The 17,801-nt window shown below is 62.0% G+C and carries 16 protein-coding genes; 9 read left to right on the top strand and 7 right to left on the bottom strand.

Annotated elements, in window-relative coordinates; translation table 11 throughout:
• Position 1: 1 nt before the first annotated feature.
• From AB9N64_RS17565 to AB9N64_RS17545, 5 genes are read right to left on the bottom strand one after another with little or no spacing between them, the layout of a single operon-like run.
• A complete protein-coding gene (locus tag AB9N64_RS17565) occupies positions 2-622 on the bottom strand; it encodes a 1-acyl-sn-glycerol-3-phosphate acyltransferase (RefSeq protein WP_032901856.1) in 621 nt (206 codons plus the stop codon).
• A 9-nt stretch (positions 623-631) separates the two neighbouring features.
• Positions 632-1,075: a hypothetical protein gene (locus tag AB9N64_RS17560; protein ID WP_014720581.1), complete on the bottom strand. Its 444-nt coding sequence runs from the start codon at positions 1,073-1,075 to the stop codon at positions 632-634.
• Entirely contained in the window at positions 1,065-2,363 is a 1,299-nt protein-coding gene (locus tag AB9N64_RS17555) for a phosphatase PAP2/dual specificity phosphatase family protein (RefSeq protein WP_032901857.1), read from the bottom strand. The genes AB9N64_RS17560 and AB9N64_RS17555 overlap by 11 nt, the downstream gene beginning before the upstream one ends.
• Positions 2,364-2,365: 2 nt before the next feature.
• Entirely contained in the window at positions 2,366-4,114 is a 1,749-nt protein-coding gene (locus tag AB9N64_RS17550; RefSeq protein WP_122300933.1) for a bifunctional alpha/beta hydrolase/class I SAM-dependent methyltransferase, read from the bottom strand.
• A 10-nt stretch (positions 4,115-4,124) separates the two neighbouring features.
• Positions 4,125-4,745, bottom strand: a complete 621-nt coding sequence (locus AB9N64_RS17545) for a CDP-alcohol phosphatidyltransferase family protein (protein WP_197882552.1) — start codon at positions 4,743-4,745, stop codon at positions 4,125-4,127.
• Between the two features lie 310 nt (positions 4,746-5,055).
• Here AB9N64_RS17545 and hflK point away from each other — a divergent pair, with 310 nt between their 5' ends.
• From hflK to cfaB, 8 genes are all read left to right on the top strand, one after another.
• Positions 5,056-6,981: a protease modulator HflK gene (gene hflK / locus AB9N64_RS17540; RefSeq protein ID WP_289329183.1), complete on the top strand. Its 1,926-nt coding sequence runs from the start codon at positions 5,056-5,058 to the stop codon at positions 6,979-6,981.
• Between the two features lie 9 nt (positions 6,982-6,990).
• Positions 6,991-7,992, top strand: coding sequence for a protease modulator HflC (hflC, locus tag AB9N64_RS17535; protein WP_161903768.1), 1,002 nt, complete (start codon positions 6,991-6,993; stop codon positions 7,990-7,992).
• A complete protein-coding gene (locus AB9N64_RS17530) occupies positions 7,989-9,023 on the top strand; it encodes an SPFH domain-containing protein (RefSeq protein WP_371359566.1) in 1,035 nt (344 codons plus the stop codon). The genes hflC and AB9N64_RS17530 overlap by 4 nt, the downstream gene beginning before the upstream one ends.
• Positions 9,020-10,906: a cation-translocating P-type ATPase gene (locus AB9N64_RS17525; protein ID WP_371359565.1), complete on the top strand. Its 1,887-nt coding sequence runs from the start codon at positions 9,020-9,022 to the stop codon at positions 10,904-10,906. Before AB9N64_RS17530 ends, AB9N64_RS17525 begins: the two co-directional genes overlap by 4 nt.
• Positions 10,907-11,022: 116 nt before the next feature.
• Entirely contained in the window at positions 11,023-11,274 is a 252-nt protein-coding gene (locus tag AB9N64_RS17520; protein ID WP_020302041.1) for a hypothetical protein, read from the top strand.
• 67 nt (positions 11,275-11,341) lie between these two features.
• On the top strand, positions 11,342-12,187 hold the full coding sequence (locus AB9N64_RS17515) for a DUF692 domain-containing protein (RefSeq protein ID WP_014720573.1): 846 nt from the start codon (positions 11,342-11,344) through the stop codon (positions 12,185-12,187).
• Positions 12,178-12,966 (top strand): putative DNA-binding domain-containing protein, encoded by a 789-nt coding sequence (locus tag AB9N64_RS17510; protein ID WP_371359564.1) that lies wholly within the window; start codon positions 12,178-12,180, stop codon positions 12,964-12,966. Before AB9N64_RS17515 ends, AB9N64_RS17510 begins: the two co-directional genes overlap by 10 nt.
• A gap of 87 nt (positions 12,967-13,053) precedes the next feature.
• Positions 13,054-14,238, top strand: a complete 1,185-nt coding sequence (gene cfaB / locus AB9N64_RS17505; protein ID WP_014720571.1) for a C17 cyclopropane fatty acid synthase CfaB — start codon at positions 13,054-13,056, stop codon at positions 14,236-14,238.
• A gap of 134 nt (positions 14,239-14,372) precedes the next feature.
• Here the strand turns inward: cfaB and cls are convergent, their stop codons facing one another.
• A complete protein-coding gene (gene cls / locus AB9N64_RS17500) occupies positions 14,373-15,812 on the bottom strand; it encodes a cardiolipin synthase (RefSeq protein ID WP_371359563.1) in 1,440 nt (479 codons plus the stop codon).
• A 130-nt stretch (positions 15,813-15,942) separates the two neighbouring features.
• Between cls and AB9N64_RS17495 the strand changes: the two genes are divergently transcribed.
• A complete protein-coding gene (locus tag AB9N64_RS17495; protein ID WP_014720569.1) occupies positions 15,943-16,464 on the top strand; it encodes a DUF3617 domain-containing protein in 522 nt (173 codons plus the stop codon).
• On the opposite strand, the gene AB9N64_RS17490 is transcribed toward AB9N64_RS17495, so the two are convergent.
• On the bottom strand, positions 16,461-17,798 hold the full coding sequence (locus AB9N64_RS17490; protein ID WP_371359562.1) for a dihydroorotase: 1,338 nt from the start codon (positions 17,796-17,798) through the stop codon (positions 16,461-16,463). The genes AB9N64_RS17495 and AB9N64_RS17490 overlap by 4 nt on opposite strands.
• Between the last annotated feature and the right edge of the window lie 3 nt (positions 17,799-17,801).

Genomic DNA, 17,801 nt, shown 5'->3' with positions numbered 1-17,801 from the left:
CTCAGGAATGCTCCGGGGCAAGGGCGAGCAGGGCGTCGCGAGTGCGGGCGAGGAAGGCGGCTTTGTCTTCGCCTTCTTCCAATTGCAGGGGGGCACCGAAGCTGGTGGTGCATAACAACGGCAATGGCAATACGCGACCCTTGGGCATGACCCGGTTCAGGTTGGCTATCCACACGGGGACCAACTCGGCCTGTGGGTAACTCTTTGCCAAGTGATACAAGCCGCTTTTGAACGGCAGCAAGCCATCCTCGAGATTGCGCGTGCCTTCGGGAAAGATGATCAACGAATCGCCGCCTTCCAGGGCCGCGAGCATGGGCATCAGTGGGTTATCCACAGGCTCTTTGCGCTCGCGGTCGATCAGCACGCCATTGAATACGCGGTTGATGATGTAGCGGCGCAACGCGCTCTTGTTCCAGTAATCGCTGCCGGCCACCGGGCGTGTGAACTTGCGCAGGTTCTGCGGCAGTGACGCCCACACCAGCACGAAGTCACCGTGGCTGCTGTGGTTGGCGAAATAGATGCGCTGCACCGGCACTGGCGCGCACCCCAGCCACAGGCTGCGAGCGCCGGTGACGGTGCGGGCCATGGAGGTAATCAGCGTGGCGACCACGGGTTCGAACATGAGGATTCCTTATCCGGCAAAAGGCAGCCAAGGGCTGGCAAGGATGACGCCCAGGGTCAGCAGCGCTTGCGCGCCCAGTAGCCAGGCTTGTTTACGCAACAGTTTGAGAGCGCCGCGCCGGCGTTCGCTCCATGGCCGACCGGCTCGCTTGGGCAATTGCAGGCCAAGGGTTTGCAAGGCTTGGTCAAGGTCTGGCGTGCGGGTAACGTCGCGGGCCAGCAAGGCGAACAGATCGGCGTCAAAGGCCACCCGTAGCGCCCAGTATTTTTGCAGCAGGCCCAGCACGATCATCCACAGGGCCAGCAGCAGGCAGGTCGTCGAAATACTGGCCAACAACAGTTGGGCAAGGCCGAACAGTACGCCGAGCAACGTCAGGCCTGTGGATAACTGATCCAGGGAACGGCCACGACGTAGCAGGCTGGCGACTACCTGGAGTTCCATATCAGCGGGCATAATGCAAACCCTCCAACGCTTTACGGTGTGCGGGGTGCAGGACCACAGTGGCCCGTGCTGTACGAATAATAGCCAGTGCTTGGTCAACCGTTGCGGCGCGCCCGGTGGTCAGCAGCCAGGCGGCGACGGCAGTCGCGCTACGGGAATAACCGAGGGCGCAGCACACCAGCAAGGGGCCACTCATTCGCAGACGTTCAATGGCGTGCGCGGCCTTCAGGCATTCGTCGGCTGTCGGGGTGATCAGGTCCAGTACCGGCACGCAGGCATAAGCACGGCCCTGTGGATTAATCGGCAGTTCGGCACACAGATCGACAATGGCTTTGAACGGGCCTTGCTCAGAGGTTGTAGGAACACGCCCCAGCCAGACGTTATCCACAATCAGATCCGGCTGTGGATGTTTGCGTGTCCACAGCCGCGAATTGGTCCACGCCCCTGCCAAGTAAGGCGCATACAGCCAGCGAGCGGCAGGCGTCAGGCGGCCATTTGTACGTTTTTGAAAGCCCGGCGCGCCGATCACCAGGTAGTTGGCGCTGATCAAGCCGAGGGAAACCGCTGGCCACAGCAACCACAGCCAGCCGCCGCGAAGTAACAAACCCAGCGTCAGCAGTACTATCGCACCCAGCCCATAGCGAACAGCCAGGCGCCAGCGTTGGGTATCGCGCGTTAACCGGGCACTCAACAATGGGCTCGGGTGTTCCACCGGCCATAACCACACGCACAACCACCCCGCGAGGGCGCCTGTGGGTAAGTCGATAAAGTGATGTTGATAAGTAGTCAGCACCGAGATGCCGATCAGCGCAAACCAGCCATGCACCACCCAGCGCCAAATCCCCTGGGTGTGCCGCTGATACATGACCCACAGGATCACCAGCAGCGCGATATGCAGTGAAGGCGCCTGGTTGAACGGTTTGTCGAAACCGGCCAGCACGGCGAACAGCCAGCCGAACACACCGTCCAGTTCCGGTCGCTCGAAGGTGAAGCGCAATGGCCAGATCAGGAAGCAACTCACGGCAATCACCTGCGCACTCAGCAGGCGCAGTGCATGTTGTTTCAACTCATGCCGTGTATTGGGCAGCAGCAGGGAGAAGCCGTAGAGCAGGTCGATGGACCAGTAGGGCACGATGGTCCAGGCCCAGAACGGCATGTGTGTTTCCCAGCCGAACACCAGGGTGCCGACGTCGCTGCGCTGGCTGGTGACCCAGGTGGCAAAGCCATAGGTGCTGAAAAACAGCGGCGCCAACAGCAGCAGCCAGAGCACCGCAGGTTTCAATAAACCGGGCTCGCGCATGTTCAGATCTTCTGTGCCAGGGACACGGTGAAAATGCCCCACTCATCCACGCGCTGGGTGATCTTGCGAAAGCCCGCCGCTTCGACGAGTTGGTCCATTTCCGCCTGGCTGCGCCGGCGCATCACCCAGGCCTGGCCCTGACGGTGGCTGGTGAGCGCACGGGCAATCAGCTCCAACTGCGGGTGCCACGGCTGCCCGGTGTAGACCAGGTAACCACCTGGCTCCACGGCTTCGGCCAAGCCCGCCAGCGAGCCGCCGACCATGGCGTTATCGGCGAACAATTCGTACAGGCCGGATACCACGGCCAGCGTCGGCTTAGGGGCCAGGGCAGCCAGGTCAGCGCGGTCGAACGCATCGCCTTTGACGAACTGGGCGATGTCCCCCAGGCCCTTCTCGCGAATCAGCGCGCCACCGTCGCGCACGTTGATGTCGCTGTAGTCGCGCAGCAGGATCGATTCCGGCAGCGGTGATACGCCTTGCAAGGCTTCCAGGATGTAGCGGCCGTGGCCGGCGGCGATGTCGACAATGCGCACTTCGCGTTGGTCATCACGCAGCTTGGCCATGGCCAGGCGCAGCAGCTCTTCGACGTTCAGCTTGCGTTGGCGAATACCGCGCCAGCCAATGGAATTGAGGTAGTTGGTATCGATCATCCGCCCCAGCCCGCCCTTGCCGGCAGGCTTATTGCGATACACGTAGTCCAGGGTGCTGCCGGAATCGAAGCCGGTGTCGAAGCCCAGCTTCACGCCGTCCGAAAGGTTCTTGCCCAGGCCCATGCTGGCGCGGGTCATGCGCCAGTACAGGTCGCGCAGGGAGTTGCGTGGCAGCGGCGCGGCGAGGGATTCGGATTCGGCGCACGTGGCGCCAAGTTTGTCTGCATCCAGTAAAGAAGCGCGGTCCAGCGGGTGGGCGAAGTTCTGCAAGATAAAGCGCTTGGCGCTGGTCACAGCCACGATGCGATCACGTTCGCCGAGGGTGTCGTGAAAAAAGCCGGGGAGGATATGCAGCTCTTTTTTAAGGCTGCCGAGGCGGTCGAAGAACTGCTGCTGGGGTTTACGGTGCACCACAAAGTCGGAGCCCGAAATAAGCAGTTGGGTGGGCACCTGGATCGCCTGGGCATCGGCTACAACCCGGTCGGCGGCTTCGTACAGGCCCAGCAGCACATTCACCGAGATGGCCTTGGTGATCAAGGGGTCGCTGTCGTAGGACGCCACCCGTTCCGGATCATGGCTGAGGAACTTGGCCTTGACGTAGCTGTTGACGAAAAAGTTGCCGCGAAACTTGCGCATCAGTGCCAGGCCCGGGCGGGCGAGGGGCACATACAGCTTGACCTTGAAGGCTGGCGAGGCGAGCACCAGGGCGCGGATTTTTGGCGCGTAATCATGAACCCAAGTGGCCGCAATCACCGCGCCGACGCTTTGGGCGATGACGGCGATGTCTTCCTCTTCGATGCTGTAGGTGGCATTGATGTGATCACAGAACGTCTGCACGTCGCGGGCGCTGGTGGCAAAGCTGGGGCTGTCGCCGCGCTCGCCTGGGGATTGGCCGTGGCCACGGGCGTCCCAGGCGAAGAAGTCGAATTCAGGCAGGCCCAGTTCATCCACCAGGTGGGCAATACGCCCCGAATGCTCATGGCCGCGATGGAACAACAGGATCGCCTTGCGCGGCCCGGCGCCTGCCGTGGCCGGCCAGTGCCGGTAGAAAAGCTCGACGCCATCATGGGTACTGAAGGTGTGCTCTTGCTGTTCGCGCATCGCAAAATCCTTATGCAGAAGGGAGAGAATGTTGTTCTTTGAGGCCCTGACGCACCCGGTTGACCAAGGTATAGGCGAGCAGGGCGGCGACCAGCCACATCACCGCCTCCACCCAACCGGCGCCGAGCCAGCCCAGCGCCACGCCCGTGGCCAGCACCCCGAGTACGAACGCCCGATCACTCTTGCCCATGGGCCCGTCATAACGGCGCGACGCGCCCACCATCGGCCCCAGCACCCCGGCGTATTCGCTGAATACCGCCAGCAGCGTCACCAGCAGCACCGGCGCCAGGCTCACATCGGGGATCAATGCAAAGGGCAGGATCAGCGCGCTATCGGCGATCACGTCGCACAATTCATTGAGGTAAGCACCGAGGCGCGACTGTTGGCCGAATTCCCGGGCCAGCATGCCATCGATGGCATTGAGCGCCATGCGCACAATCATCCACAGCGGGATCAGTGCAAACAGCCAGAGGTGTTGGGCAAAGCCCGCGATCAACAGCCCCACCAGCAGGGAAACAACCCCGGCCAGCACGGTGATCTGGTTGGCGGTGGTGCCGTTGTCATAAAGGCGCTGCACGAGAGGCCGCAGCAGGTTTTGAAAACGCGGTTTGAGTTGGTAGATGGAAATCATGGGGGTGGCGCTTCCTTGTCCGTGAACCCGCGAAAAACTGTTTTGGAGTGTGCCGACTAATCGCAGCCGACACCAGTGATGGCTCGTGTTTATAGGGGGTTAGTCACAATCAGAAGAACACCATCAGAACAAATGTGGGAGGGGGCTTGCCCCCGATTGCGGTGTACCAGTAACTAATCAGTCGGTTGACACACTGCTATCGGGGGCAAGCCCCCTCCCACAAGGGATTCAGGGTGAATTCAAAAGCGAACAAAAATTTCACGCTTCGTGTTATATCGTAACGAATTGTGTACAAGTGGGCGTTGAGCAGATGCAAGTGGATCTAGAGGCTGACGGGGCTTCGGTTGAAGGCCTCGCGCGTTTTCAGCAGGGGCTGTTCCACGCCCGTCGATTGCGCCAAGCCGGTATCGGCCTGACAACCCTGGCCCTCAGTGGTTGGATATTGGCGCTGTTCGTAGCGTTGTTTGCCCCGCTGTCGATCTGGCCGGTGGTATTGATCAACTGCGCGTCGGCCTTGCTGCTGCTGGTGGCCGGTTTGCAGTCGGCCTGGTGGGTGGCCGATTGGCGTGCCCAGGTGCTGGAAGCGCCGAGCGGTGAAGCGGTCGAACAATCCATCGAGACCACACCCTGGCATAAGGGCCTGATCAACCGGTTCGGCAACGGCTTGTTGGCGCAGATTGGCGCGCCGGTGCTGTGGTTGGGCGGCTGGTCGCTGTTGGCGCTGGTCAGCATCCTGCAGTTCTGGAACCTGGGCTTGCCCGCTGCCGCCATCGGGCAGTCGGCAAGTATTGGCGCAGCGCTCGCATTGGCCCTGGCGTTTGGCCTGCTGGTATTCGAACGCCGCCTGGCCCAGGAAACCGCTGCCCAATGGCCGGAAGCCTCACAGTTGGCGCAGTTGAGCCGGATGGCAATTATCTGCCTGGTGCTCAGCGCGATCTGCCTGCTGTTTGCCAGTGCAGAGTCGGTCTGGCCGTTGCGCCTGGCCACTCTCATCGGGCTGTTGCCAGCGTTGGTAGCGTTGGAGTTCCTGCTCAGGGGCGTGCTGTCGCTGTTCAGCCCGCGTCAGCCGCGCCTTGAGCCGCGCTTGATGGCGCAGAGTTTCATCGCCGGCCTGCTGCGTTGGCCGCCTCAGCCCTTGCTGGCGTTGCAGCATGAGTTGCACAACCGCTTTGGCATCGACTTGCGCCAGATCTGGGCCTTTACCTACATGCGCCGGGCGTTTTTCCCGGTGTTGCTGGTGGTGCTGGCGGTAGGTTGGGCGCTGACCGGTCTGCATGAAGTGCCCCTGCAAGGCCGTGGGATTTACGAGCGTTTTGGTAAACCGGTCGAGGTGTTCGGCCCCGGCCTGCATGCCGGTTTGCCGTGGCCGTTGGGCCGCGTGCTGAACGTGGAAAACGGCGTGGTGCATGAGCTGGCGACCAGCGTCAGTGACGCCGCCACACCGCAGCTGGCCGCCGCCGAAGGCCCGGCGCCGTTGATCGCCAACCGCCTGTGGGACGCCAGCCATGTGAATGACAAATCCCAGGTTATTGCCAGCAGCAGCGGCGACAAGCAGGGCTTCCAGATCGTCAACATGGACGTGCGCTTTGTCTACCGCATCGGCCTCACCGATCAGGCCGCGCTTGCCGCCACCTACAACAGCGCGGATATCCCGACCCTGATCCGCAGCACCGCCAGCCGCATCCTGGTGCACGATTTTGCCTCGCGCACCCTGGATGAATTGCTCGGGGAAGAGCGCACCAGCCTCGCGGACGAGATTGGTCGCAGCGTGCAAGCCGACCTGCAAACCCTCGACAGCGGAGTGGAAATCCTCGCCACGGTGGTCGAGGCGATCCACCCGCCGGCCGGTGCCGCCAATGCTTATCACGGTGTGCAGGCCGCGCAGATCGGCGCCCAGGCGCTGATCGCCCGTGAACGCGGTGCAGCCAGCGAACAGACCAACCAGGCGCTGCTTCAAGCCAGTACCGCCCGCGATCAGGCCCAGGCCAGTGCCCGCGAAGTGAATGCCGGCGCCCAAGCCGCGAACCTGCGCTTTGCCGCCGAACAAAAAGCCTACGCCGCTGCGGGCCAAGCCTTCGTGCTGGAACAGTACCTGGGCCAACTGAGCCAGGGACTGGCCCAGGCCAAGCTGCTTATTCTGGATCATCGTTTGGGTGCCGACAGCGCGCCGACGATCGATCTGCGTTCTTTTACCTTGCCCGCCGACCCGTCGGCGCCGCGCAAAGCCGTTCAATAAGGAGTCTGTCTGTTGAGCGCTCATTCCCACGATCATGATCACGGCCATCACCACCATCACGGCCACCACCATCACCATCACGGCGATGAGCAGGCGGCCGGGCCTTTTCCCTGGCGGCGCATGGCGTGGGCGGTGTTGCTGGTGCTGTTTGCCGTGGCAGCGGCAAGCCTGGTGCAAGTGCGTTCCGGTGAGGCCACGGTGATTACCCGCTTCGGCAACCCTGCGCGCGTGCTGCTGGAGCCGGGCCTGGGCTGGCGCTGGCCGGCACCGTTCGAAGCGGCGATCCCGGTGGATCTGCGTCTGCGCACCACCTCCAGCGGCCTGCAGGATGTGGGCACCCGCGATGGCTTGCGGATTATTGTGCAGGCCTATGTGGCGTGGCAGGTGCAGGGCGATGCCGACAACGTGCAGCGCTTTATGCGTGCGGTGCAGAACCAGCCGGATGAGGCGGCGCGGCAGATTCGTACCTTTGTCGGCTCGGCGCTAGAAACCACGGCGGCCAGTTTTGACCTGTCCAGCTTGATCAACACCGACGCCAGCCAAGTGCGCATCGCCGATTTTGAAGCGCAGTTGCGCCAGCAGATTGATCAACAATTGCTCACCACCTATGGTGTGCGCGTGGCGCAGGTCGGTATCGAGCGTTTGACGTTGCCATCGGTGACCCTCACCGCCACGGTTGACCGCATGCGCGCCGAGCGTGAAACCATCGCCACCGAACGCACCGCCGTGGGTAAGCGCGAAGCGGCGCAGATCCGCTCCGCTGCCGAGCGAGATGCGCGCATCATGCAGGCCGATGCCACCGTGAAAGCCGCCGATATCGAAGCGCAGTCGCGGGTTGAAGCCGCGCAGATTTATGGCCGCGCCTACGCTGGCAATCCGCAGCTGTACAACCTGCTGCGTTCGCTGGATACCTTGGGCACGGTGGTCACGCCGGGGACCAAGATCATCCTGCGCACCGACGCTGCGCCGTTCCGCGCCCTGGTGGATGGGCCGAAGGACCTGCAGCCATGAGCGAGCCTGAAAGCCCGGACAGCCCGTGGATCCAGGCCGGGCGCCTGACGTTCCTGGCACTGTACGCGGTCACCGTATTGGCGGCGTTGGCCTGGGCCTTTTCCAATGTGCGCCAGATCGACCCGCAGAATCGCGCCGTGGTCTTGCACTTCGGCGCCCTTGATCGCATTCAGAACGCCGGGTTGTTGCTGGCCTGGCCGCAACCTTTTGAGCAAGCCATCCTGCTGCCAGCGGCCGACCGGGTGATCGAACGCCGGGTGGAAAACCTGCTGCGTTCCGACGCGGCGTTGCAGGCGGATCGCGTGGCCAGTTTCGCCACGCCGTTAAGCGATGCCCTGGCCGGTTCCGGCTACCTGCTGACCGGTGATGCCGGGGTGGTTCAACTGGACGTGCGGGTGTTCTACAAGGTGACCGAGCCCTACGCCTTTGTGTTGCAGGGCGACCACGTGCTGCCTGCCCTGGACAGACTGGTGACGCGCAGCGCCGTGGCCCTCACCGCAGCGCGGGATCTGGACACCATCCTGGTAGCCCGCCCGGAACTGATCGGCAGCGACAATGGCGCCGCCGAACGCCGTGAGCGGCTGCGCGGCGACCTGGTGCAAGGCATTAATAAACGCCTGGCGGAGTTGGCGGCCAGCGGCTTGGGGCTGGGTATCGAAGCCACCCGCGTCGATGTGCAATCGAGCCTGCCTGGGCCCGCGGTGAATGCATTCAACGCGGTACTGACCGCTAGCCAGCAGGCTGATAAAGCCGTGGCCAACGCCCGCACTGAAGCGGAAAAACTCACCCAGACCGCCAACCAGGAGGCTGACCGCCAAGTGCAAGTCGCCCATGCCCAGGCCAGTGAACGCTTGGCCAATGCCCAGGCGCAGACCGCTACCGTTGCCAGCCTGGCCCAGGTCAAAGATCCCGGTTTGCTGTTGCGCCTGTACCGTGAACGCTTGCCGAAGATTCTCGGCCAGGCCGGTTCAGTGACCACCGTCGATCCCAAAGACGACTCCCGCTTGATCATCCAGGGAGCCGAACAATGAGCGCACCCATGCTGACCTCTGCCGAACAGCGCAGCGCTGCCCGGCAATTGACCTTGGCGATGCTCGCCCTGGGCTTGCTCGTGCTAGGCCTGGTGTGGCGCTGGCTCGCGCCCGACCAGAGCGGCGTCAGCCAGCTGCTGCTGGGGGTGGCTTCGCTGTTGGTGGCGGTGCCGGTGATGCGTTCAGCCTGGTTCAGCCTGCGCTTTCCGAGCCTGCACGGCATCACCGACCAATTGATCGCCCTGGCCATGCTCGGCGCCTGGGCCACGGGCGATCTGCTCACCGCCGCGTTGTTGCCGATCATCATGATCTTTGGCCATGTGCTGGAAGAGCGCAGCGTGATTGGCTCCCAGGAAGCGATCCATGCCCTGGGCAAACTCACCCGCAGCCACGCACGCCTGGTGCAGGCGGACGGGACCATCACCGAAGTGGATAACGGCACCTTGAACACCGGCGATATCGTCGAAGTGCGAGCCGGCGACCGCGTGCCGGCCGATGGCGTGGTGTTGTCCGGCCAGGCGAGCCTGGACACGGCGCCGATCACCGGCGAGTCAGTGCCGTTGGAAGCCAGCGTGGGCGTGCAGGTGTTTGGTGGGGCGATCAACCTCGATGGTCTGCTGCGCCTTGAGGTCACGCGTACCGGTAACGAATCGACGTTGGGCAAAGTCATTGCGCTGATGCAGAACGCCGAGCGGTCCAAGCCGCCGATCACCCGGCTGCTGGAGCGTTACGCCGGCAGCTACATGGTGCTGGTGTTGCTGCTGGCAGCCGTCACCTGGTTTGTCACCAATGACGCCCAGGCGATGCTCGCGGTGCTCGTGGCAGCGTGTCCCTGTGCTTTGGTGTTGTCGGCACCGGCCACGGCGATTGCCGGGATTGCCGTGGCGGCGCGCCATGGCATCCTGATTCGCAGCTCGGCGTTCCTCGAAGAACTGGCCGACCTGACATCGCTGGTGGTCGACAAGACCGGAACCCTGACCTTTGGCACCCTGCGCTTGCAGTCCATCGAGACAAGCGCGCCGGATCGCCAAAAGCTGCTGAACCTGGCGGCCAGCCTCGGTTCGGCAAGCAGTCATCCGGTCAGCCGAGCGTTGGCGGGGTTGGCGACCCAGGAGCAGATGCGGGTGCTTAGCGACATTCGCGAGCGTCAGGGCCTGGGCGTGGTCGCCCAGACCGAGCAGGGCGAAGCGGCGCTGGGACGGCCGGAGTTGTTTGAACAGTTGGGCATCGTCACCACCGTCGTGCCCACCCATGATGGCCCGATTGCCGGGCTGGCGTTGAACGGCGAGTTCCTCGCCTGGCTGCTGTTGGCCGACAGCGTCAAACCCGAAGCGCGCCAGGCCCTGCAAGAGCTGCGTGACTTGGGCCTGGGCCGCCAACTGCTGCTGACCGGCGACCGCAAAAGCGTGGCCGACAGTCTGGCGCTGGACGTGGGCATCAGTGATGTCGAAGCCCAAGCGCTGCCGGAAGACAAGCTCAACCGCGTGTTGGGCGAAATCAGCAGTGGCTTCAGGCCAATGGTGGTGGGCGACGGCATCAACGACTCCCTGGCGCTCAAGGCCGGCGTGGTCGGTGTGGCCATGGGCGCGGGCGGTGCGGACATCGCCCTGGCCTCGGCGGACGTGGTGTTGATCGGCAGCGACTTGCGCCGCCTGGGCACCTGTGTGCGCTTGAGTCGCCAGTGCCGGCAGACGTTGCAGGTCAACGTGATCATTGGCTTGGGCTGGACACTGGCCATTGTGGTGTTCGCCGCATTTGGCTGGCTGGGGGCGGCGGGCGCGATGATCGCGGCGGTGCTGCATAACCTCAGCACCTTGCTGGTATTGGGGAACGCCGGGCGTTTACTGCGCTTCCAGGAGCCGCTGTTGAAACTCGACGAATAATTTCAGAAATATTTGCTCACGGCTGTAACGCCGACAGGAGGCCTCACTCTAGTGCTGTGTCGAGACTGAACAATCCGTTCGGACCGGCTCCACTACTGATCATGAGGAATACAACAATGAGCATTAAATCCGCTGCTGCTGGTGCCGCCCTCGCAATGGCCGCTGCTTCTCTGTTCGCGGGTGTGGCCACCCAGGTACAAGCGGCAGACGCCACCGTTCACTGCTACGGCGTGACCTCCTGCAAAGGCATGAACGACTGCAAAACCAAGGACCACGCGTGCAAGGGCCAGGGCGAGTGTAAAGGGATGGGCTTCAAGGCCATGACCAAATCGGCCTGCGACGCCGCTGGCGGTACAGTCGGCGAGTAACCGGCAAACAAGTGCAACCGCGGCGGCTGCCTGCTACCGCTGCGGACACTTTGCCCTGGAGTGAGTCATGTCCGCGTCCCTTCCAAGTCTGGGTTACGGCCTGGGTTTACGCAGTGAGTACTACCACCAGATCCTTGAACAGTCGCCGGCCGTGGATTGGTTCGAAGTGATCTCCGAGAATTATCTGGTGCAGGGCGGCAAGGCCTTGTACTACCTGGACGCGATAGCCGAACGTTACCCCTTGGTGATGCACGGTGTGTCGTTGTCCATCGGCGGGCCACATGCCCTCGATATGGATTACCTGAATCACATCAAACAGCTCGCAGAGCGCATTCAGCCGGCGTGGATTTCCGATCACCTGTGCTGGAGCCGTGGCAGCGCGCACCAGTTACATGACTTGCTGCCCCTGCCTTACACCGAAGAAAGCCTCTACCACGTGGCCGGCCGCGTGCGTCAGGTGCAGGACGTCTTGCAACGGCCGCTGGTGCTGGAAAATGTCTCAAGCTACGTCCGTTCCAAGGCGGATGAATTCACCGAGTGGGAGTTCCTCAACGCCTTGGCCCACCTGAGCGGCTGCCAATTGCTGCTGGACGTCAACAACGTCTACGTCAGCGCACGTAACCATGGTTTTGATGCCTGGACCTTCATTCGCAACCTGCCACCCGAAAGCATTCGCCAGCTGCATTTGGCAGGGCATATGGACTATGGCGACTATGTGGTCGATACCCACGACCATCCAGTGTGCGACCCGGTGTGGGCGCTGTATCAGCAGACTCTCGAACATCTGGGCCCCGTGTCGACGTTACTGGAACGCGATGACCATTTTCCACCCTTCGAAGAATTACTCACCGAGTTGAACAAAGCCCGTGAGTTGGGTGCCAGCGCCTTGGCCCGGAGAGCGTTATGCGCCTGATCGACTGGCAGTTGGCGTTTGAACAGCATCTATTATCCGAAGCGCCCCCGGCCAACAGTGGCTTTGCCGCCACCTTGCTGGGAGGGCCGACATTGGATGTGGACACCGGCCTGGCGATTTACCACAACGCTTACCTGTCGCGTCTGCAAGAGGTACTGCGCCATGATTTCGGTGCCATCTGGTATTGGCTGGGAGATGAGCAGTTTTGCTCACTGACCGAGGCCTACATCCGCCGTTATCCCTCGGCCCATTACAGCGTGCGCTGGTTGGGCGAGCGCTTTGCGATGTTTATCGTTGAGCATTTCATGGCTGCGCAAAGTGCGCCTTTGGCTGAGTTGGCACGCCTGGAGTGGGCGTTCACCTTGGCGTTTGACGCCGCCGAAGGGGGGCCGCTGACCTTGAATGACATGGCGCACCTGGCGCCTGAAGACTGGCCCACCTTGCAGGTTGCGCTGGCGCCTTCGGTACAGCAGTTGCTTTGCCGTTTCAACACGGTGGCGATCTGGCGAGCCAGCAAGGATGAGTCGGATTTCCCCGGCAGCCAGGCGCTGGAACCGGCGCAAATCTGCCTAGTGTGGCGCAACCAAAACCGCTGCCACTACCGCAGCCTGGAAGCCGCTGAAGCCTGTGCGCTGTCGGGCATGGTGACCATGGGCTGGAATTTTTCAGAACTGTGTATTGAGCTGGCGGTCACTTATTCAGAGGGGGCGTCGCTGCAAGCGGCCACTTGGCTGAAACAGTGGGTCCAGGAAGGTTTGCTCGAGCGCCGAGCGCCATAGAAGGGGAGCTATTCATTCGATAGCTTCCTACTTTGTTTGGCATGGTCTACCCTCACAGCAGACGTCTGAAACAAGGGGGGACTACTCATGCTCGCGCAACTTCCACCGGCCTTACAGAATCTTCAGCTACCGCTGCGTCTTCGACTCTGGGACGGCCATGAATTCAACTTGGGCCCTGAGCCCAGCGTCACCATCGTGGTCAAGGACCCCACGGTTGTATCCAGGCTGACCCATCCAACGCTCGACTCACTGGGCGAAGCCTTCGTCGAGGGTAAGCTGGAGCTGGAAGGCTCCATCACCGAAGTGATCAGGGTATGTGACGAGTTGAGTCACGCTTTGGTCGATGACGACGAGGAGAGTCGTCCGGTGCGCTCGATTCACGATAAGGCCACTGACGCCGCGGCCATTTCCTACCATTACGACCTGTCCAATGAGTTCTACCAGCTATGGCTGGACCAGGACATGGCCTACTCCTGCGGTTATTTCGAAACCGGCAGCGAGTCGATCGATCAGGCCCAACAAGACAAATTTCGCCACCTGTGCCGCAAGTTACGGCTGCAGCCGGGTGAGTATCTGCTCGATGTGGGCTGCGGCTGGGGCGGGCTGGCGCGCTATGCCGCGCGGGAGTTCGGGGTCAAGGTGTTCGGTATCACCTTGAGCAAGGAACAACTGGCGCTGGCCAAGGAGCGGGTGAAAGCCGAAGGCCTGGAAGACCAGGTCGACCTGCAATTACTCGACTACCGCGACCTGCCCCAGGACGGCCGTTTCGACAAAGTCGTAAGCGTGGGCATGTTCGAACACGTCGGCCACGCCAACCTGGCGCAATACTGCCGGACCCTGTTCGGCGCGGTGCGTGAAGGCGGCCTGGTGATGAACCATGGCATCACCGCCAAGCACACCGACGGCCGCCCCGTAGGCCGTGGAGCCGGTGAGTTTATCGAGCGCTACGTGTTCCCTAATGGTGAACTGCCGCACCTGGCCATGATGACCGCCGAGATTAGCGAAGCAGGGCTGGAAGTGGTCGATGTCGAAAGCCTGCGTATGCATTACGCCCGCACATTGGATCATTGGAGCGAACGCCTGGAAGACAACCTGGAAGCAGCGGCGAAGATGGTACCGGAACAGGCGCTACGCATCTGGCGGCTGTACTTGGCCGGTTGCGCTTATGCATTTGCCCGTGGCTGGATCAACCTGCACCAGATACTGGCAGTGAAACCCCATGCCGATGGCGGGCATGAACTGCCGTGGACGCGGGAAGACCTCTACCGCTGACCACCAGGCACTGAAGCTCAAAACTGTGGGAGCTGGCTTGCCTGCGATAGCGTTGTATCCGGACCGGATGAGTCGACTGAAACAACACCGCTATCGCAGGCAAGCCAGCTCCCACATTGATTTTGTGTTGGTGGTTAGAGGATGGGTGAGATCAGGCGCGCAATGCGCATCCCCAGTTGTTGCAGGCGACGGGTCTCGCGGCTTTCTTCCTGGCTGACTTCATGGGCCAGGGCAAAGTCGTCCAGCAGCATCTGCTCAACCTGGCTGGCGAAGGCTTCATCCACCGTCAGCAGCATCACTTCAAAATTCAGCCGGAACGAACGGTTGTCCATGTTGGCACTGCCAATTGCGCTGATTTCGCTGTCCACCAACACCACCTTTTGATGCAAAAAGCCCGGCGTGTAGCGAAACACCCGCACGCCCGCTCGCACCGCTTCGTTGGCGTACAGGCTGGATGCGGCATACACGATGCGGTGGTCGGGCCGTGACGGCAGCAGCAGGCGCACATCGACTCCGCGCAATACCGCCAGGCGCAGGGCGGCAAACACCGCCTCGTCGGGGATGAAATAGGGGCTGGTGATCCACACCCGCTCGGTCGCGGCATGGATGGCCTCGACGAAAAACAGCGAGCAGGTTTCATAAGGATCAGCTGGCCCACTGGCAAGCAACTGGCAGAGCACGCCGTCTTCCGGGTAGGCGTCCGGCAGGATCAGCGGCGGCAGTTCCCGTGCGGCCCAGAACCAGTCCTCGGCAAACGACTCCTGCAGGCATGCCACCACTGGGCCTGCGACCTGCACATGGGTATCGCGCCATGGCGCCAGCGGCGGTTTTTTACCCAGGTATTCATCGCCTACGTTATGCCCGCCGACAAAACCGGTGATGCCGTCCACCACGACGATCTTGCGATGGTTACGGAAGTTGACCTGGAAGCGATTGAGCCAGCCACTGCGGGTGGCGAATGCCTTGACCTGCACGCCAGCGTCACGCAGCGCTTGCACATAACGATGGGGCAGGGCGTGACTGCCGATGCGGTCGTACAGCACATAAATGGCCACGCCCTGAGCGGCTTTTTCCCTCAACAGGGCCTGCAATTGACGGCCCAGTTCGTCATCGTGAATGATGAAAAACTGGAACAGCACGGCGGTCTTTGCGTTACGGATAGCCTCGAAGATCGCGCCGAACGTGGCATCGCCATTGATCAACAGGCGCACTTCGTTGTTGGCCAGGCAGGGCATGCGGCCCAGCTTGGGCATGGCGCGCAAGGAGGCGTAGGCGCTGGAGTTGCGCGCCGCAAGCGCTTCCTCCACCCACGGGCGCCAGTTCAGTTCGGTGATGGCCGTGTGCATTTCCTGGTTGGCCTGGCGACGGGCCTGGATGTACGCGTCGAAGGTGCTGCGGCCGAAAATCAGGTAGGGGATCAGCGTCAGGTAGGGCATGAACATCAGTGACAACGCCCAGGCAATCGAGCCTTGTGCGGTGCGCACGGTCAGTACTGCGTGGATCGCGGCGAGCGTTCCGAGAAAGTGCAGCGTGGCAATGACGTAGGCGAGCAGGTGCGGGCCAAAGAAATCCATGAACGACGTAACTCCAGGCAGTCCAGTGCGTAACAGACCATGAACGGCTGTGAATGTCGCTATTTTATTTGCCATGCAACACTGGCTGCTTTGCGACGTCTAACGCCCACAATTACCCAGGAGTTACCCGATGAATGCTCGTCTGCTTGGTTTGGCCATGGTTGTTGGTTTGTCGCTGCCTGTGGCGGCGCAGGCGCAGATGCTGGCGCCGGGGTTGTGGGAATTGACCACCAGCAATATGAAAGTCGATAACCAGGACCTGCCGGACTTGTCGCTGATCCTCGGTCAACTCAAGCAACAGATGACCCCTGAACAGCGCGCCATGCTCGAAAAGCAAGGCATCAACATGGCCGGTAAAGGCGTACAGGTGTGCCTGACCCCGGCTCAGGTGGCCTCCGATTCGATCCCCTTGACCGACCCTCAATCGGGCTGCAAACAGGAAGTCACCGACAAGAGCGGCAACCAGTGGAAGTTCCGCTTCAGTTGCCCGAAAGCCCAGGGCACTGGGGTGGCAACGTTTCAGAGCCAGAAAGAATTCACCACCAGCGTCAACGGTACCTTCAATGCCACCGGGATCCAGCAGAAGGGTAGCCTGGACAGCCACGCTCAGTGGCTGGGCAACGATTGCGGTTCGGTCAAACCCCGCGCCTAACGCCCGAACTGCAGGGGCAAGCCCTGGCAACTGTTGACCACCTGGCCGTTGTGCCAGGCCAGGTGGCCGCTGACCAGTGTGGTACTCACGCTGTGGCGAAAGCTGCGTTCTGCAAAGGGTGTCCAGCCGCAGCGGGCGAGAATAGGCTGGCTGTTGACCGGCTTGCCGGCAGGTTCCGGTTTGATCAGTACCAGGTCGGCCCAGTAGCCCTCGCGCACGTAGCCGCGATCAGCAATGGCAAACAGGTCGGCCACGCGGTGGCTGGTCTTGGCTACCAGAGTGGTCAGGGGTAAATGCCCGTCGGCCACCAACTCCAGTAACGCCGGCAGGGCATGCTGCACCAGGGGCATGCCCGAGGGCGCTTGCCGATAGCCCAACTGTTTTTGCGCCCAGGTATGCGGCGCATGGTCGGTGCCAATCACATCCAGACGATCACTCAATAATGCCAGGCGCAGCGCGTCGCGGTCGGCGCGGGTCTTGATCGCCGGGTTGCATTTGATCTGGTGGCCGAGGCGGTGGTAATCGCGATCATCGAACAGCAGGTGGTGCAGGCAGACTTCGGCGGTGATGTGCTTGTCGGCCAGGGGCTTGTCTTCGAACAACGCCAGTTCGCGAGCGGTGGTCAGATGCAACACATGCAGACGCGTGCCATGGCGTTTGGCCAATTCAACGGCAAACGATGACGAGCGATAACAGGCCTCGGCATCGCGGATCAGCGGGTGGGCGACGGCGGGAATATGCTCGCCGAAGCGTTCGCGCAGGCGCTGCTCGTTGGCCAGGATGCTGGGCGTGTGCTCGCAATGAGCGAGCAGAATGGTTGGCACCTCGGCAAACAGGCGCTCCAGGATGCGTGGGTCGTCCACCAGCATGTTGCCGGTGGAGGCGCCCATGAACACCTTGACCCCCGCCACTTGACGGGGGTCTAGGGTGGCGACGATGTCGAGGTTGTCGTTGCTCACGCCGAAATGAAAGCCGTAGTTGGCCACTGAATGCAGTGCGGCACGACGCTTTTTATCGGCAAGGGCTTCCAGGTTCAGGGTGGCCGGTTGGGTGTTGGGCATGTCCATGAAGCTGGTGATACCGCCGGCCACCGCCGCGCGGGATTCGCTGTAGAAGCTGCCTTTTTCCGGCGCACCGGGTTCGCGAAAGTGCACCTGGTCGTCGATCATTCCTGGCAGCAGCCACTGGCCGTTGGCATCGATTTCCACCGGTTCGTTATCGCCTTGAATGCTGGCGGCAATCTTCTCGATACGACCATCGGCGATCAGTACGTCGGCGTCGAATACCTGGCCCTCGTTGACCAGGCGGGCGTTGCGGATCAGCAGGCGGCTCATGGT

It is taken from the genome of Pseudomonas sp. KT_2_4 (genome assembly GCF_041410225.1).
In the GTDB taxonomy this organism is placed as follows: Bacteria; Pseudomonadota; Gammaproteobacteria; order Pseudomonadales; family Pseudomonadaceae; genus Aquipseudomonas; species Aquipseudomonas paracarnis.
This window is presented reverse-complemented; position numbering and strand designations above follow the sequence as displayed.

What these genes read in the sequence shown, in the direction of transcription:
- AB9N64_RS17550 (WP_122300933.1), bottom strand. Translation starts at nt 4,114, where the DNA reads ATGCGCGAACAGCAAGAGCACACCTTCAGTACCCATGATGGCGTCGAG.
- cls (WP_371359563.1), bottom strand. Translation starts at nt 15,812, where the DNA reads ATGGATTTCTTTGGCCCGCACCTGCTCGCCTACGTCATTGCCACGCTG.
- AB9N64_RS17510 (WP_371359564.1), top strand. Translation starts at nt 12,178, where the DNA reads ATGCGCCTGATCGACTGGCAGTTGGCGTTTGAACAGCATCTATTATCC.
- AB9N64_RS17555 (WP_032901857.1), bottom strand. Translation starts at nt 2,363, where the DNA reads ATGCGCGAGCCCGGTTTATTGAAACCTGCGGTGCTCTGGCTGCTGCTG.
- AB9N64_RS17525 (WP_371359565.1), top strand. Translation starts at nt 9,020, where the DNA reads ATGAGCGCACCCATGCTGACCTCTGCCGAACAGCGCAGCGCTGCCCGG.
- AB9N64_RS17545 (WP_197882552.1), bottom strand. Translation starts at nt 4,745, where the DNA reads ATGATTTCCATCTACCAACTCAAACCGCGTTTTCAAAACCTGCTGCGG.
- AB9N64_RS17530 (WP_371359566.1), top strand. Translation starts at nt 7,989, where the DNA reads ATGAGCGAGCCTGAAAGCCCGGACAGCCCGTGGATCCAGGCCGGGCGC.
- AB9N64_RS17565 (WP_032901856.1), bottom strand. Translation starts at nt 622, where the DNA reads ATGTTCGAACCCGTGGTCGCCACGCTGATTACCTCCATGGCCCGCACC.
- hflK (WP_289329183.1), top strand. Translation starts at nt 5,056, where the DNA reads ATGCAAGTGGATCTAGAGGCTGACGGGGCTTCGGTTGAAGGCCTCGCG.
- AB9N64_RS17495 (WP_014720569.1), top strand. Translation starts at nt 15,943, where the DNA reads ATGAATGCTCGTCTGCTTGGTTTGGCCATGGTTGTTGGTTTGTCGCTG.
- AB9N64_RS17490 (WP_371359562.1), bottom strand. Translation starts at nt 17,798, where the DNA reads ATGAGCCGCCTGCTGATCCGCAACGCCCGCCTGGTCAACGAGGGCCAG.
- cfaB (WP_014720571.1), top strand. Translation starts at nt 13,054, where the DNA reads ATGCTCGCGCAACTTCCACCGGCCTTACAGAATCTTCAGCTACCGCTG.
- AB9N64_RS17560 (WP_014720581.1), bottom strand. Translation starts at nt 1,075, where the DNA reads ATGCCCGCTGATATGGAACTCCAGGTAGTCGCCAGCCTGCTACGTCGT.
- AB9N64_RS17520 (WP_020302041.1), top strand. Translation starts at nt 11,023, where the DNA reads ATGAGCATTAAATCCGCTGCTGCTGGTGCCGCCCTCGCAATGGCCGCT.
- AB9N64_RS17515 (WP_014720573.1), top strand. Translation starts at nt 11,342, where the DNA reads ATGTCCGCGTCCCTTCCAAGTCTGGGTTACGGCCTGGGTTTACGCAGT.